10 protein-coding genes are annotated in these 15,574 nt (G+C 66.5%); 9 read left to right on the top strand and 1 reads right to left on the bottom strand.

From position 1 onward, the window contains the following. The first annotated feature begins 1 nt into the window (after position 1). From ACNI3Q_RS10425 to ACNI3Q_RS10385, 9 genes are all read left to right on the top strand, one after another. Positions 2-1,237, top strand: coding sequence for a rhamnogalacturonan acetylesterase (locus tag ACNI3Q_RS10425; RefSeq protein ID WP_426276399.1), 1,236 nt, complete (start codon positions 2-4; stop codon positions 1,235-1,237). After that, positions 1,234-2,724 carry a rhamnogalacturonidase gene (locus ACNI3Q_RS10420; protein WP_426276397.1) on the top strand — a complete coding sequence of 497 codons (1,491 nt, stop codon included), beginning with the start codon at positions 1,234-1,236 and terminating at the stop codon, positions 2,722-2,724. The genes ACNI3Q_RS10425 and ACNI3Q_RS10420 overlap by 4 nt, the downstream gene beginning before the upstream one ends. 64 nt (positions 2,725-2,788) lie before the next feature. Beyond that, the gene (locus ACNI3Q_RS10415; protein WP_426276691.1) at positions 2,789-3,103 is read left to right on the top strand and encodes an L-rhamnose mutarotase; all 315 of its coding nucleotides are present in this window, start codon (positions 2,789-2,791) and stop codon (positions 3,101-3,103) included. Between the two features lie 5 nt (positions 3,104-3,108). Further along, on the top strand, positions 3,109-6,117 hold the full coding sequence (locus tag ACNI3Q_RS10410; RefSeq protein ID WP_426276395.1) for a beta-galactosidase: 3,009 nt from the start codon (positions 3,109-3,111) through the stop codon (positions 6,115-6,117). After that, positions 6,114-7,346, top strand: a complete 1,233-nt coding sequence (locus ACNI3Q_RS10405) for a glycosyl hydrolase 53 family protein (RefSeq protein ID WP_426276393.1) — start codon at positions 6,114-6,116, stop codon at positions 7,344-7,346. Before ACNI3Q_RS10410 ends, ACNI3Q_RS10405 begins: the two co-directional genes overlap by 4 nt. Then, entirely contained in the window at positions 7,343-8,296 is a 954-nt protein-coding gene (locus ACNI3Q_RS10400) for an alpha/beta hydrolase (RefSeq protein ID WP_426276391.1), read from the top strand. Before ACNI3Q_RS10405 ends, ACNI3Q_RS10400 begins: the two co-directional genes overlap by 4 nt. Positions 8,297-8,396: 100 nt before the next feature. After that, positions 8,397-9,509 carry a beta-galactosidase BglB gene (bglB, locus tag ACNI3Q_RS10395; protein WP_426276389.1) on the top strand — a complete coding sequence of 371 codons (1,113 nt, stop codon included), beginning with the start codon at positions 8,397-8,399 and terminating at the stop codon, positions 9,507-9,509. Beyond that, complete coding sequence (locus ACNI3Q_RS10390) at positions 9,509-11,920, top strand: glycosyl hydrolase 115 family protein (RefSeq protein WP_426276387.1); 2,412 nt, start codon at positions 9,509-9,511, stop codon at positions 11,918-11,920. Before bglB ends, ACNI3Q_RS10390 begins: the two co-directional genes overlap by 1 nt. 254 nt (positions 11,921-12,174) lie before the next feature. After that, positions 12,175-14,049 (top strand): rhamnogalacturonan lyase, encoded by a 1,875-nt coding sequence (locus tag ACNI3Q_RS10385; RefSeq protein ID WP_426276385.1) that lies wholly within the window; start codon positions 12,175-12,177, stop codon positions 14,047-14,049. A gap of 48 nt (positions 14,050-14,097) precedes the next feature. Here the strand turns inward: ACNI3Q_RS10385 and ACNI3Q_RS10380 are convergent, their stop codons facing one another. After that, the gene (locus ACNI3Q_RS10380; RefSeq protein ID WP_426276383.1) at positions 14,098-15,450 is read right to left on the bottom strand and encodes an oligogalacturonate lyase family protein; all 1,353 of its coding nucleotides are present in this window, start codon (positions 15,448-15,450) and stop codon (positions 14,098-14,100) included. Positions 15,451-15,574 lie beyond the last annotated feature (124 nt).

Below are 15,574 nucleotides of genomic sequence, written 5' to 3'. Positions count from 1 at the left end.
CATGCGATACGCACGGCCGATCCTTGTCCTGACCGCCACCCTCGCGGCACTTACCGGAGCGCCAGCCATGGCCCAGACCCGATGGCAACTTGCCGGCACTGGCGATGGACAGCCGGTCGCCCCCGACCAGCCCTTTGCCGATGGCGCGGGCTATGAACCGGCCAGCACGCCCGCCAACCGGCTGTTCTCGGTCGCGGTGGCAGAGGGCAATCACCGCGTGACGATCACCGCCCGCGCGCCGGCTCGGAAGGCCGCGCGTTTGACGGTCAAGGCGGAGGATCGGCGGCTGATGGTCGACCGGGCAAGCATTGCGCCGGGCAAGGCGTGGACGACCAGCTTTGTCGTCAACACCCGCACGCCGGACGTTCCGCCCCCGCCCGCCAACGCACCGGGCGGCAGCCGCGTCCTGTTGCCCGACGGCGATCTGGCGGGCTTCAGCTGGGACGACAAACTGACGCTTGAATTCATCGGCGATGCCGTGGTGGAAAGCGTCGCCATCGAACGGGCCGACGTGCCGACGCTCTATCTGGCCGGCGATTCCACCGTCACCGATCAGCGGGGCGAACCGGGGGCAAGCTGGGGACAGATGTTCACCGCCATGCTCGACAACCGTGTCGCCGTGGCCAACCACGCCCGGTCGGGGTCGACCCTAAAATCCTTTGCCACTGACCTGCGCCTTGCCAAGCTGTTGTCGGTGCTGAAGCCGGGCGACACCCTGTTCATCCAGTTCGGCCATAATGATCAGAAACAGAATTGGCCGCAAACCTATGCCGATCCGGTCCATGTCTATCCGGCGATGCTGCGCGCCTACATCGCAGAGGCGCGGTCACGCGGCGCAACGCCGGTGATCGTCACGTCGCCCGAACGGCGCAGCTTTGACGCCGGACGCATCCGCCAGACCCTGGCCGATCATGTCGCGGCGGCAAAGCGGGTCGCGGCAGAGGAACAGGTGCCGCTGATCGACCTCAACACCGCCAGCCGCCGCATCTATGAGGCGCTGGGGCCGGAACGCGCGCCGCTCGCCTTCAGCGATGGCGGCCGCGATATCACGCATCACAACAATTACGGCGCCTGGCTGATGGCCCATGCGGTGGCCGACGACGTGCGCTGCACCGTCCCGGCACTGGCACCCCATGTCGTCGCCCCGCCCTTCGATGCGGACCGGCCGCTCCTTCCGGATGCATTCGGCGTGCCTGCCAGCGCCAGCATCGACCGGCGGCGGCCGGACGGCAATTGATCCCCGCCCCCCTGCCCTTTCCCGATCATGGCGCGCGCGTCGTCGATGTGCGCGGCCATGGCGCGGTGGGCGACGGACGAACGCTCGATACGGCGGCGATCAATGCGGCGGTCCGCGCGGCGGCGGGTGGCGGCGTGGTGCTGTTCCCGCCGGGCCGGTATCTCAGCTTTTCGATCCGGCTGCATGCTGGCGTCACGCTGGTGCTGGCGGCCGGTGCGACGCTGATCGGTGCGGACCCGGCGCGCCATGATGGTGCCTATGATCCGTTCGAGGATCGCGGGGATCAGCTGTATCAGGATTTCGGCCACAGTCATTGGCACAACAGCCTGATCTGGGGCGACGGGATCAGCGACGTCGCGATCCTCGGCCCCGGCACCATCCATGGCGAAGGGCTGACCCGCGACGGGCCGGGTGCCCGGTGGCAGCGTCAGGCGGGGGAACGGCCCTTGTCGATGGCGGGGATGAACGCGGCCGAAATCGCCGAGCTGGAGCCGGATCGCGCGGCAATGCGGGGCCTTGGGAACAAGGCGATTGCCCTGCGCTGTGTCCGCAACGCCCATATCGCCGGGCTGACCATCCGTGACGGTGGCCATTTCGCCATCCTGGCCACGGGGTGCCAGGATCTGGTGATCCGCGACTGCGCCATCGACACCGATCGCGACGGCATCGACCTGGATTGCGTGGCCCGCGCGCGGGTCGAGCGTTGCCGGGTCAACACACCCAATGACGACGCCATCGTCATCAAGACCAGCCTGGCGCTGGGCCATGTCGCGCCAAGCGAGGATATCGTGATCCGCGACTGCACGGTCAGCGGATGGGATCGCGGCACGATGCTGGACGGCAGCCATGGCCGCACGCAGCAGCTTGCGCCCGACCGTGACCGGGTGACCGGACGCATCAAGATCGGCACGGAAAGCAACGGCCCGTTCCGCCGCATCCGGATCGAACGATGCCGGTTCGAACGGTCGCGCGGCCTGGCCATCGAATGTGTCGATGGCGGCTCGGTCGCGGATGTGATGGCCAGCGACCTGGTGATGACAGAGGTAACGACGGCTCCGTTGTTCGTCCGGCTGGGCGACCGGCGGCGCGGCCCGGCGGGCACGGGGATCGGCAGCATCGGGGGCATCCGCATCGAACGGGTCACGGCCAGCGGCATCGACCCGCGCTTTGCCGCTCAGATCGTCGGCCTGCCTGACCATCCAGCCCGCGACGTGATCCTGTCCGACATCCGCCTGGATTTCGCTCCGTCGGCAGCACCGATCGCCAGCCCGGCGGAGCCGCCGGAACTGGCCGATGCCTATCCCGAACCCAGCATGTTCGGCATCACCCCCGCCTGGGGCCTGTGGTGCCGCCATGTCGTCGGCCTGACGCTGGACAGACTGACCCTGGACAATGCAAAGGATGACCCGCGTCCACCGATCCGCCTCGATGATTGCACGGGTCGCGATGCAGGGATGGATGGCGGTTCGGATCACAAAGCCATTTGACCCGCCAACGCCCCCATGATACCGCATCGTGGACTAAGGTTTCACATGATGGAGGGGAATGGCTGTGGCGCTCCACGCATTCCGGATGCAGTTAAAGCCGGGCAATCTCGACGCCTATCGCGCCGCGCATGATGCCATCTGGCCGGAAATGGTCGACCTGCTGCACGAAGCGGGCGTCAGCGATTATTCCATCTTTCACGATGCGGACAGCAATGCCCTGTTCGCGGTGCTGACCGTTACCGAACCGGATGGCCGCGCCGCGTTGCCCGATCATCCGGTGATGAAACGGTGGTGGGCCGCGATGGCCCCGTTGATGGAAACCCATGCCGACAACCGGCCGGTCGAATGGCCGCTGGACCGCGTGTTCCACCTGGCGTGATCGCGATGCGCCGGGGGGCCTTTCTCGTCGTCGCCGCGATGGCGTCGACCGCGCTGCCATCCGCGATGGCGGCTGCCCAGACGGCGGCCCCCACTGCCGATTTCAACGCACCTGTGCAGCAGTTCGGACGGGTTTCCTTCGACGCCCGGTCGCTGATGATCGACGGCAAGCGGACGGTGATCTGGTCGTCGGAAATGCACCATTTCCGCCTGCCCTCCCCCGATCTGTGGCGCGACGTGCTGCAAAAGATGAAGGCGAGCGGCTTCAACACCGTCGCCATCTATTTCGACTGGGGGTTTCACAGTCCGAAGCGCGGCGTCATTGATTTTTCGGGCATCCGCGACATCGACCGGCTGCTGAAAATGGCGGCGGACGAGGGGCTGTACGTCATCACCCGCGCCGGCCCCTATGTGAATGCCGAACTGACCCGTGGGGGCTATCCCGGCTATATGCTCAATCAGCGCGCGCGGGCGCGCACTGACGATCCGGAATATCTGGCGGCCGTCGATGAATGGCTGACCGCCGTGCACGCGATCATTGCCCGGCATCAGATCAACGGCGGCCCGAATGGCGAGCGGGGCGGCACGGTCATCCTGCATCAGATCGAAAATGAACTGGCGCTCACCACGCCTGCCCAGCGGCGCTACATGGACCATCTGTACGCCAGGGCGCGGGCCGACGGCATCACCGTCCCGATCTTTCACAATGATCAGGGACGCAACGGATACTGGGTGCCAAAGGGTGCTGGCGTCGACACGACAGTCGAGGGGCCGGTCGATCTTTACGCCTTTGACGGCTATCCCGGCGGCACCTGTACCGCAGAAGGGATCCCGACCCAGGCCGTGCCCGCCCCCGACTGGGGCTATTACGGCACGGGCGGCGCGCGCGGCGGTGCATCGGCCAGCCCGAAGACGCCCGGCTTTGCGGCCGAATTCGGCGGCGGCTGGTTCGATTACTGGGGATCGAACGGCGGCTATGCCTGCAACGCCATTCAGCGCGGCCGCCGATATCAGCGCGTGTTTTACGGCACCAACCTTGCCAACGGGATCGGCATCCAGAGCTTCTATATGGGCTATGGCGGCACCAGCTGGGGATGGCTGCCCGGCCCGGTCGTCTTTACCAGTTACGATTACGGCGCGGCGATCGACGAGGCACGCGGCCTGCGCGACAAGGCGCTGGAGCTGAAACAGCTTGGCGGCCTGATCGGCGCGGTCCCCGACCTTGCCGGCATGATCCCGGCCGCCCCTGTCGAAAAATCCAGCCAGGATGTGCGCGTCTATCACAACCGTTCGCCGGAAACCGATGCGCGGTTCCTGTTGGTGACGCAAAACCCGTCCAACGGCTCCGGCGACCGGCGCTTCACCGTCACCGCCGACCTGCCCGACGGGCGCTATACCCTGCCGCTCCGCCTTGACGGTTATGATGCCAAGTGGCTGGTCGCGGGCGTCGACCTTGCCAGGCAGCGGCTCGTCTATTCGACCAGCGAGGTTCAGCACGCACTGCGTCAGGGAACGCGCAGTCTGATGCTGCTCTATGGCCGGGCGGACGAGGATGGTCAGACGCTGCTGCGCTATGCCAGTGCCCCGCGCGTGACCGTGCTGGCGGGTCAGGTGCAGCACCGGTTCGATGCAGCGCGCGGCGACCTGATCCTCGATTACCGGCATGACGGCCTTGCCCGTGTGCGCATCGAAGGTGGCGGGCGACCGCCGCTCGACCTACTGATCGCCGACGAGCCGGAGGCGATGCGGTTCAGCGTGACCAGCGGCGTGCTGGTCCGCGGGCCGCTGATGGTGCGCAGCGCGCGCGTCGACGGATCGCGCGCCACGCTGACCGGGGATGCCGCCATTGCCGGGCCGATCGAGCTGTGGACGCCGCGACGCATCGGCGCCCTCCGCTGGAACGGCACGCCGCTGCGCGTCACCGGCGGGATCGGCGGGACCGCGCTGGCCAGCATTGCCGGACCGGCCGATATCGCCCTGCCGCAACTCGCCAACTGGCGCAGCGCCGCCGGTTCGCCAGAGGCCGAGCCGGGGTTCGACGACAGCGGCTGGCAGGAAATCGACGACCGCCCCTATACCAGCATCACCCTGCGCCCGGATGGTCAGCCGAACATGAGCATGGATGCCTATGGCTTTCATGACGGCGATGTCTGGTATCGCGGCCGCTTTGCGGGCGGCGCGCAAGCCCGTCGGCTGACGCTGCATTATGGCGGCGGCGGCGCGGGCATGGCTCAGGTGTTTCTGGACGGCAAGCTGATCGGGCACCACGACCTGCCCGGCGGGCTGCCCCGGCCGGAAACCATGGGCGTGTTCACCATCGACCTGCCGGATGCAGCGCGCGCCGATGGCGACCATGTCCTGTCCGTGATGGTCCGCAACAACGGGCATAATTGGGACCTTGATGCCGACGATTTCCACAAGGAAGCGCGCGGCATCGTCTTTGCCTCGATCGAAGGGGCCAATGGGCGCAACTTTGCCGTGCCGATCCGCTGGCGGATCAACGGACGGCGCGGGGGCGAGGACATTGCCGATCCCGCGCGCGGGGTGCCCAATAATGGCGGCCTGAATGGTGAGGGGCTGGGCTGGCACCTGCCCGGGTTCGACGATGCGGGCTGGACCGCCGCCACCCTGCCCGCGGCCGAGGCGCGCGCCGGGACAACCTGGTACCGCACCCGGTTCACGCTGAACGTGCCAAAGGGGCAGGATGCGACCATCGGGGTGCAGTTCGGCGACGGCAAGACGCCGCGATCCCCCGTCGCCTATCGCGCGATCCTGTTCGTCAATGGCTGGAACATGGGCCAGTTCGTTGCCCATATCGGCCCCCAGCGGACCTTTCCCGTGCCGGAAGGGATCCTCAACCATCGCGGCGACAATGTCATCGCGCTCGCCGTTACCAGCGACGGCGCGCCGAGCAATGCAATCGAGGACGTGCGGCTGGTGACGATGCACAATGTTGCGGGCGGCCTGCCGGTCCGCGCCGTACCCGCGCCCCGCGTTCCCGGGGAACTGAAATGACCCCTGCCGCGCTCTCCCGCCGGGATCTGGCGCGGGTCGGCGGGGGTGCATTGCTGGCCGCAGCAGCGCCGCGTCCCGCCGCAGCAAAATCCGCGAAATGGCCCTATCTGATGGGCGCTGACGTCTCATGGATTCCGGAGGACGAGGCGGTTGGCGCAACCTATTGGCAGGATGGCGTTCGGCGCGATCCGCTGGCGATCCTGCGCGATGCCGGGTTCAACGCGATCAAGCTGCGACAGTTCGTCGATCCGGCCAGGGGCTATTCCGCTGGCAAGCCCGGTGGACCATGGTGCGATGTCGCCCGCAACATCGACTTTGCCCGGCGGATACGCGCGGCGGATATGCACCTGTCCCTGACGCTGCATTATTCCGACACCTGGGCCGATCCGGAACATCAGGACAAGCCCGCCGCCTGGGCCGATCTGTCCTTTGGCAAGCTGGTCGATGCGGTGCACCGTCATACGGTCGACTCGCTGTCGGCGATGAAGCTGGCGGGCGTTGCCCCCGACATGATCGTCATCGGCAACGAAACCACCTTCGGCATGCTGTGGCCGGAGGGGCGGATTCCTGCAGCACTGCCCACGGGCAATCCGGTGACCGATTCCCGCCATCGCCAGTCCGGCCAGCCCGGCGCCCATGACCGGTATGCCGCGCTGTTGTCGGCGGGGCTGGCGGCGGCACGCGATACGGTGCCGGATGCCACGCTGGTGCTGCACAATCATCTTGGCCGGCACTGGGGCATCGTTCAGGACTGGATGGACAATCTGTTGCGCCGGGATGTGCGTTTCGACAGCATCGGCCTGTCCTGTTACCAGCAACAGGCGCAGGGCGACTGGGAACGCTGCTTTGCGCAGTTCATGGACCGGTATCCCGACCATGGCCTGATCGTGCTCGAATACTCGTCGCGCAAACGCTACCTCAACGATCTTGTCCGGGCGCTGCCGCGCGGACAGGGCAGCTTCATCTGGGAACCGACCCGGCATCAGGAGGCGATGTTCCTGAAGAACGGCGTTTCCGCTGGCGAAGGGCCGCGACCGGACTTGCTGGCTCAGGGGATCAATGCTGCGGAGGCACCGGGATCGACCCCCGACCCGGCGGCTGCATCAACGCCGCGCCCGCCCCGCGATCATGGCGGCCGCTATGACGCCGATCCGGCATTCCTCAATCTCTATCGCACGATGGCGACCGATTACGGCCTGACCGTCGGAACGGGCATGGCGCGGCCATGACGATTTCCCGGCGAACCCTGCTTGGCGCATCCATGGCGGCGGCCCTGCCCCTGCCATCGCGGGCGGCTGTCCCGTCGGGCGGCGTCGCGGCCCGCTTTCCGATCTGGAATGGCCCAGCCCCCGGCGGTCAGGGGCTGACGGTAAAGGACGAGTTCGTCCTGCGCTCTGCCAATGGCGGGCCGGACGATATCGCCTGGCCGCACGTTGCCACGCCGATGCTGAATGTCCTGCCCGCGGCAAAGCCCAATGGCGCGGCGGTGCTGATGATCGCCGGCGGCGGTTATGCCCGCGTCGCGCTGGGCCGGCAGGGATCGTCGATTTCCCGGATGTTCAACGAACGCGGGGTCACGGCGTTCGAACTGCTCTATCGCCTGCCGCACGATGGCTGGGCCGCCGGACCGGACGCGCCGCTTCAGGATGCTCAGCGCGCGATGCGGCTGATCCGGGCCGGTGCCGCGACCTGGGGCATCGATCCCGACCGGATCGCGGTCATTGGTTTCTCCGCGGGCGGGCATCTTGCCGCGCGGCTGGCCAGCCGGTTTGCACTGGAAACCTATCGCCCGATGGATGCGACCGACCGGCTGTCGGCGCGGCCGCGCGTCGCCGGGCTGTTCTTTCCGGTCATCACCATGGCGGGCGACGTCGCCCACGCCCCGTCGCGGCGCGAACTGATCGGCCGGACGCCCGATGCCGCCACGATCGAACGCTATTCGGCCGAACGCGACCTGCCGGCCGATATGCCGCCCACCTTTGTCGCGCACGCCGCCGACGATCCGGTGGTCAAGGCCGCCAACAGCCTGACCATGTTCGGCGCGCTTCAGGCGGCGAAGATTCCGTCGGAACTGATGATCTTTGAAACGGGCGGCCACAACCTGCCGCTGATCGAGGATGGCAGGCCCCATCCCTGGCCCGACCTGTTCGACCGCTTTGCAAAAAGGCACGGCTGGTGATCCCCGCCGCGCTTTCCCGCCCCCTGTCTGTAACACCAGAGATACGGATCGCTGCCATGGCAGGCGCCTGGCCGATCCAGCCACCCCAAGGAGACGTTCATTGGCTGCCCTGACTCACGATGTTCCTCGCCAACAAGTGACCGATGCAATCGGTCGCCTCATGCACAATCTGGTCAACATCAAGGATGAGACCGGCGAGTTCCTGCTGCATCTGGACGATGGCCGCATCATCGACACCAAAGGCTGGGCAGGGTGGGAATGGACCCATGGCATCGGGCTGTTCGGCATGTGGCGCTATTTCGAACAGACGGGCGATGCAGCCGCGCTAGCGATCATCAAGCAGTGGTTTGCCGACCGCTTTGCCGAAGGCACGCCGACCAAGAACATCAATACGGTCGCGCCGTTCATCACGCTTGCCTATTTGTACGAGCACGAACCGAACCCCAGCTATATCCCGTATCTGGATACCTGGTGCGAATGGCTGATGGCCGATGACGGCCTGCCCAAGACCGAGGATGGCGGGTTCCAGCACATCGTCTATAACGACGAAAATCCCGGCGAATTGTGGGACGACACGCTGATGATGAGCGTGTTGCCGCTGGCCAAGATCGGCCTGCTGCTGAACCGCCCGCATTATGTGGAGGAGGCCAAGCGCCAGTTCCTCATCCACATCAAATATCTGTTCGACAAGAAAACCGGCCTGTGGTTCCACGGCTGGGATTTCAACGGCCGGCACAATTTCGCAGAGGCGCTGTGGGCGCGCGGCAATTGCTGGGTCACGATTGCCATCCCGGAAATCATCGAAATCCTAGACCTGCCGGTGGGCGATGCGCTGCGCACCTTCCTGATCGACACGCTGGCGGCACAGGTAAAGACGCTGGCCGAAACCCAGGACGAAAGCGGCCTGTGGCACACGCTGATCGTCGATCCGACCAGCTATCTGGAGGCATCGGCCACCGCAGGCTTTGCCTATGGCATCCTGAAGGCCGTGCGAAAGGGCTATCTGCCCCGCCATTACGAGGCGGTCGGCATCAAGGCGGTGCGCGGCGTGCTGGCCAATATCGACGACAAGGGCGAGCTTCAGCAGGTCAGCTTCGGCACGGCGATGGGCGACACGCAGCAATTCTACAAGGATATTGCCCTCACCTCCATGCCCTATGGCCAGAGCCTGGCGATCTGCGCGCTCGGCGAATTCCTGCGCACCTATATCTGATGCGGGCGATCCTTGTCCTGCTCGCCCTGTTGCTGGCACCGCCGGCATGGGCCGGGCAGGATTGGGTCGCCTTTGACGAAGGCCCAGGCCTTGCACTGATCGACAACGGACGGGCGGCACCGGTCGTCACGGATGCGGCGGATCATTCGGTTGTCACCCTTGCCGCCGCCGAATTGCGGGCCGACCTTGACCGGGTCGGCGGGGGTAGCAGGGACGACCGCGCCGCCCCGATCCTTGCCGGCACCATCGGCAGGAGCGGCATGATCGACCGCATGATCGCCGCCGGCCGGGTCGATGCATCACCGGTGCGCGGACGGTGGGAGGGGTATGTTATCGCCCTGGTCGACCGGCCCATGCCCGGCGTGCCCCGCGCCCTGGTGGTAATGGGCGGCGACCCGCGCGGTACCGCCTATGGCCTGATGGCCCTGTCCCGCGCCATCGGCGTATCGCCCTGGCACTGGTGGGCGGATGTGACGCCGGGCCAGCGCGCCTATGTCCGCATCCGGCCGGGCACGCGCATCGCCGATGCACCCGATGTGCAGTACCGCGGCTTTTTCATCAATGACGAGGATTGGGGCCTCATCCCCTGGGCCGCGCTCACCCACGCGCCGGGCGAGCGCCCGATCGGCCCGCGCACCTATGAACGCATCTTCCAGTTGATGCTGCGCCTTCGCGCCAATCTGCTCTGGCCCGGGATGCACAAGGTGACCGCGCCGTTCAATGGCGATCCGGCCAATGCTGCACTCGCGGACCGCTATGCCATCGTCATGGGATCGAGCCATGCCGAACCCATGCTGCGCAACAATGTCGGCGAATGGCCGGGCGCGGCGGACGCATTCGACTATGTGAAGAACCGCGACGGGGTACGCGCCTATTGGTCCGAACGGGTGGCCGCCAACGCCCGGTACGAAAGCATCTGGACGCTGGGGATGCGCGGCATCCACGACAGCGGCATGGTCGGCCCGTCCAGCCCGGCCGAACAGCGCGCGACGCTGGAACGCATCTTCGCCGATCAGCGGGCGATGCTGGCGCGGGCGGGCGCAGGTTCCGCGCCGCAGGTGTTCACCCCCTATAAGGAGGTGCTCGACATCTATCGCAGCGGCCTTGCCGTGCCGGACGATGTGACGCTGATGTGGCCGGACGACAATTTCGGTTACATCCGCCAGTTTCCGAACGATGCGGAGCGGCAGCGGCCGGGCGGATCGAGCATCTATTATCACCTTTCCTACCTGGGCGCGCCGCTGTCCTATCTCTGGCTGTCGACCACCCCGCCCGCCCTGATCCGGGAAGAGATGGGCCGGGCATGGGATCTGGGCGCGCGCCGCATCTGGGTCGCCAATGCGGGGGATATCAAGCCGGCGGAACTGGCGCTCGGCTATTTCCTCGACCTTGCATGGGACGTGGCGGGTATGCGCGCGCGGGCGATCGACGACTATGTCGCGCACTGGGCGGCGGAGGCAATCGACCCGGCGCTGGCCCCCGAAATCGCCGCCGTAATGGCGGAGCATCACCGCCTGAACTTTCAGCGTCGGCCGGAACATCTTCAATGGTTCCTGCCGCACGGACGCGCACGGCCAAGCACGCTCTCGCCCGCCGATGTTGCGGAACGGATGGCTGCGTTCGAGGCGAATGTCGCGCGGCTGGATGCAATCGAAGCGCGCGTTCCCGCCCATCGCCGCGATGCCTTTTTCCAGCTGGTCCGCTATCCGGTAGAGGCGGCGATGCGGGCGAACGAGCGCGTCTTTTCCGCCGAACTGCACGACCGGCTGCGCGACCGGGATCTGGCCGCCGCCAATGGCTGGGCTGCCCGCGCCCAGGCGGCGGACGAGCGCATCCGGGCGCTGACGAGCCACTATAACGGGGCGATGGCCGGCGGCAAATGGCGCGGCATCATGGCGCCGGAACCGGCGGATGGCCAATGGCGGTCCTATCGCGCCCTGCCCGTCGCGGTACCGGCGGCCGTCGGCACCCCCGCCCTGCCCCGCCACTGGCCGACAGAGGGCAAGACTGCGACCGTCGTGGTCGAGGCAGAGGCGGCGCGCGGCAACTGGCGCATCATCGACGGGCTGGGCGCCAACGGCACCGTCATCGGTTCGCGGACTGGCAGTCCGGTCAGCGGCACCCTTGCCGCATCGCTTCCGCCCGGTCGCTGGCGCATGGCCGTCGAGCTGCTGCCCACCTATGCCGACCGCGACGGTCAGCCGCTGGAACTGACCATCGAGATGGGCGGGCGTTCGTTCCGGGTCGGCGCAAAACGCGAAACCGGCAACGACGACTGGAAACAGGCGGTTCTGGACAACCGGCTGACTCTGACCCTGCCCGAACCGGTCGATGGCGGCGACCGCCGGATCGTGCTGAGCGCTACCGGCGGCGGCGTGATCGTCGACCGTCTGGTCTTCAGCCCATTCTGATTGGCGAGTGGCTGACGGACGGCGTTTTTTCCGTCCCGCTTTTCGATTGAACGGTCCACATAATACGATATGGTTTCACATAGTGAAGCTATGAGCACATGGTTCGGCAATCCTTTTTGGGGAGGTGGCACAGGTCCGATGTCGGTCGCACAGCGCCCTGTCCGGCAACCGCGCGCACCATCGCCGCGCGTTTCCGCGCCCCTCCTTCCCCCGACTTCCTCGCAACCCCACCCTTTTAGACGGGAGCTTTTCCGATGAGCGTCATGTCATCGCTGCTGCTTGCCTCCAGCGCCCTCGCCGCGCCGCAATCGGCCCCCGCCGCCTGTCCCGCCCATGTCGCCCTGGCCCCGGTCGCGGTGCCCGCTGCCGATGGCAAGGGCGTGCACATCAGCTGGCGGATGGCCAAAGCGGGTCAGCGATATGACCTCTATCGCGATGGCAAGCGCATCGTGCGCGGCACCGCGACCAGCCATGTCGATGCCACCGGCACGCCCGCATCGCGCTACGCCGTTGCCCTGTCGGGTCAGCGGCCCTGCGCCGACGGGATCGGCGTCTGGGAACGGGGCTATTGGTCGCTGAAGCTCGACCGCCCGGCGGGGCGCACCACACCCAGGGGCGAAGCCTATACCTATAACGCCAATGACGCGAGCGCGGCCGATCTGGACGGCGACGGCGTGCCGGAAATCCTGCTGAAATGGGATCCCTCCATTTCGAAGGACAATGCCTTTGCCGGCTATTCCGGCGAAACGATCATCGATGCCTACCGGCTGGACGGCACGCGCCTGTGGCGCATCGACCTTGGCCGCAACATCCGGTCGGGCGCGCATTATACCCAGTTCATGGCGGCCGATTTCGATGGCGATGGTCGCGCCGAACTGATGATGAAGACCGCCGACGGCACCATCGACGGCACCGGTGCGGTGATCGGCGATGCCAATGCCGACTGGCGCGGCAAGGATGGCCAGGTGCCGCAGGGCGACCGGACCGGCGCGGTGACCCTGCCCGACGGAACCAAGGTCGCCCCGCTGGAAGGCCGCATCCTGAAGGGGCCGGAATATCTCAGCGTCTTTGACGGCCGCACCGGCAGGATGCTGGCGACCGCCCCCTATGCGCCGGGCCGCGATCCGGACACGACCGACCCCACGCCGGATGCGATGACGAAGCGGTGGGGCGATGGCTATGCCAACCGGTCCGACCGTTATCTCGCCGGTATCGCCACCCTGGATGGCAAGCTGCCCAGCGCCATCTTTGCCCGCGGCTATTATACCCGCACCACGCTGGCCGCATGGGACTGGCGCGGCGGCAAGCTGACGATGCGCTGGCTGTTCGACAGCGCGACCCCGGGGAACGAGAAATTCGGCGGACAGGGTAATCATCAGCTGGCGACCGCCGATATCGACGGCGATGGCCGCGACGAAATCGTCTATGGCTCGATGGCCATCGACGATGATGGCAGGGGCATCTGGAGCACGGGCCTGGGCCATGGCGATGCCATGCACGTCTCTGATCTCGACCCCGCCCGGCCCGGCCTGGAAAAATATGGCGTGCACGAGGATGTCCGGCGCAACGGCGGCATCGGCGCGGCAATGGTCGATGCGCACACCGGCGAAGTGCTGTGGACCAAGCCGGCTCAGCAGGACACCGGCCGCGGCCTCGCCGCCGATATCGACCCGCGTTATCCCGGCGCCGAAAACTGGGCATCGAACAGCCCGGAACTGTTCGACGTAAAGGGCAATGTCATCGCGCCGACCAAGCCGCGCTTCGCCAATTTCGCGATCTGGTGGGATGGCGACGCCCTGCGCGAACTGCTCAGCGGCACCACCATCACCAAATGGGACTGGACCAGGAACGCCGAGACGACCCTGCTCAAGGCAGAGGGCGCGGAATCGAACAACGGGACCAAGGCGACCCCGGCGCTCAGCGCGGACCTGCTCGGCGACTGGCGCGAGGAACTGATCCTGCGCGCGGCGGACAACAGCGAACTGCGCATTTACGCAACGCCGATCCCGACGCGCATCGTCCACGCACCGCTGATGCAGGACCGCCAGTATCGCAACGCGATCGCATGGCAGAACACCGCCTATAATCAGCCGCCGCATCCCTCATACCGAATCGAGGAAGGGAAATAAGTCCGGCCGGGACGCCCCAGTCAAAGGCGCTCCCGCACCCGGGCGGCGTCAGCGTCCCGCCTTTGCCACCTCGACCGCATAAACGTGCGTCGCACCCTCGAAATTGCCGCGGAACACGACCCATTTGCCGTCGGGGGTGAACGTCATGTTCGGCTCCAGCCGATAGTCATGCCTGCGCATGTCGACCAGCTTCTCCTCGATCAGCGTGCCCGGCGTGATCAGATCGGCGGCATTGGATGCGCTGATCCCGGCCACGTCGGGAATGTCCCGTGGCGTGAACAGGTACAGATATTTGCCGTCGGGGGCCTTGGCGACCATCTCCGCATCGCCGCCATCGCCCGAAAAGCGTTTGCCGTCCGGCGACTGATAATAATGGACCGACCACTGGTTGCGCTCGACCTTGTACCAGTGGCGCTTGCCGGTCGCGATCTCGTAGCTCGCCAGCCAGAACACCTCGCCCCGCGGTGTCTGCAGGTCGTACCAGATGGTCTTGCCGTCGGGGGAAAAGAACTCGTGGCCCGCGATTTCCATGTTCATGGTGCGGGTGTGAATGCGCTGCTTGCCGGTGCCGTCCGCGCGGATGGTCCAGATGCGGTCGACCTTGTGCCACGGCCCTTCATGGCAATACATGATCTGCATCGGGTCGGTCGGCGAAAACTGGATATGGTTCAGCCAGTCGGTCGACGCCGTCACCACCCGCCGCGCGCCGGTGCGGATGTCGATGGTGAAGATCTCCATCGGGATCTTCGCCTCCAGCCGCTCGTTCAGGCGCACCTCCTTGGCCTCGGCAAAGGTCAGCGGCTTGCCGTCCTTGCCGACCGCCGAATAGTCATATTCGCCCGGCCCCACGACGCGGCCCGGCGTCCGGCGGTTCTGCTGGCGCGTGCCATCGGGGCGCAGGTCCTGCGTGCCCAGCGCCACCTGCCCCAGCAGCAGCGTTTCGTCCGCGTTGATCGACCCGATCGTCCCGGCGGGAATATCGGCAACCTTGCGCACTGCGCCGGTATCGATGTCGGCGGCATAGATGGTCTGCGCGCCGCCCGCATCGTCGCGGCTGCGCGAACTGAAATAGGCGGAGCGCGTCTTGCGCCCGGTAAAGAGGAGGGCGATCCCCGGCCGCGTGACCAGCGGCTTCACCTCCCAGGTCTTCAGGTCAACGACCGCAATCCCGTCCGGCACGGTGACGACCATCTTGTCCCCTTGCGGGGTATAGCTGTTCTGATGAAAATAGAGGCTGATGCTGTCGGGCACCCGGCTGATCCGCACCACCCGGTGACCGGTCAGCGCATCGACCCAGCTTGCCGCCGGCTCCGCCATCGCCGCCGGGGTCAGTGCCGGGACGGTCATGCCGATGCCGCCCGCCAGCGTGGCCGCAATGGCTGCCCAAGCAAATTTCCTCATCCTCGCCTCCGCGCTTGACCGTTCCATATTGTGTGATACGCATTCAATATATGAACTGATCGGTATGGCAGCACAAGCCATGCCCTGTGGGGAGGATGGCATTGGCCAGCGGAGGAACAGTCGG

The organism is Sphingomonas eleionomae, from assembly GCF_049889035.1.
In the GTDB taxonomy this organism is placed as follows: domain Bacteria; phylum Pseudomonadota; class Alphaproteobacteria; order Sphingomonadales; family Sphingomonadaceae; genus Sphingomonas.
The sequence above is the reverse complement of the archived record's forward strand: the minus strand, read 5'-3'. Positions and strand labels throughout refer to the sequence as shown.

Bases quoted from the DNA above. Each gene is read 5' to 3' on its own strand.
- ACNI3Q_RS10425 (WP_426276399.1), top strand. From the start codon at position 2: ATGCGATACGCACGGCCGATCCTTGTCCTGACCGCCACCCTCGCGGCA.
- ACNI3Q_RS10410 (WP_426276395.1), top strand. From the start codon at position 3,109: ATGCGCCGGGGGGCCTTTCTCGTCGTCGCCGCGATGGCGTCGACCGCG.
- ACNI3Q_RS10405 (WP_426276393.1), top strand. From the start codon at position 6,114: ATGACCCCTGCCGCGCTCTCCCGCCGGGATCTGGCGCGGGTCGGCGGG.
- ACNI3Q_RS10400 (WP_426276391.1), top strand. From the start codon at position 7,343: ATGACGATTTCCCGGCGAACCCTGCTTGGCGCATCCATGGCGGCGGCC.
- ACNI3Q_RS10390 (WP_426276387.1), top strand. From the start codon at position 9,509: ATGCGGGCGATCCTTGTCCTGCTCGCCCTGTTGCTGGCACCGCCGGCA.
- ACNI3Q_RS10385 (WP_426276385.1), top strand. From the start codon at position 12,175: ATGAGCGTCATGTCATCGCTGCTGCTTGCCTCCAGCGCCCTCGCCGCG.
- ACNI3Q_RS10380 (WP_426276383.1), bottom strand. From the start codon at position 15,450: ATGAGGAAATTTGCTTGGGCAGCCATTGCGGCCACGCTGGCGGGCGGC.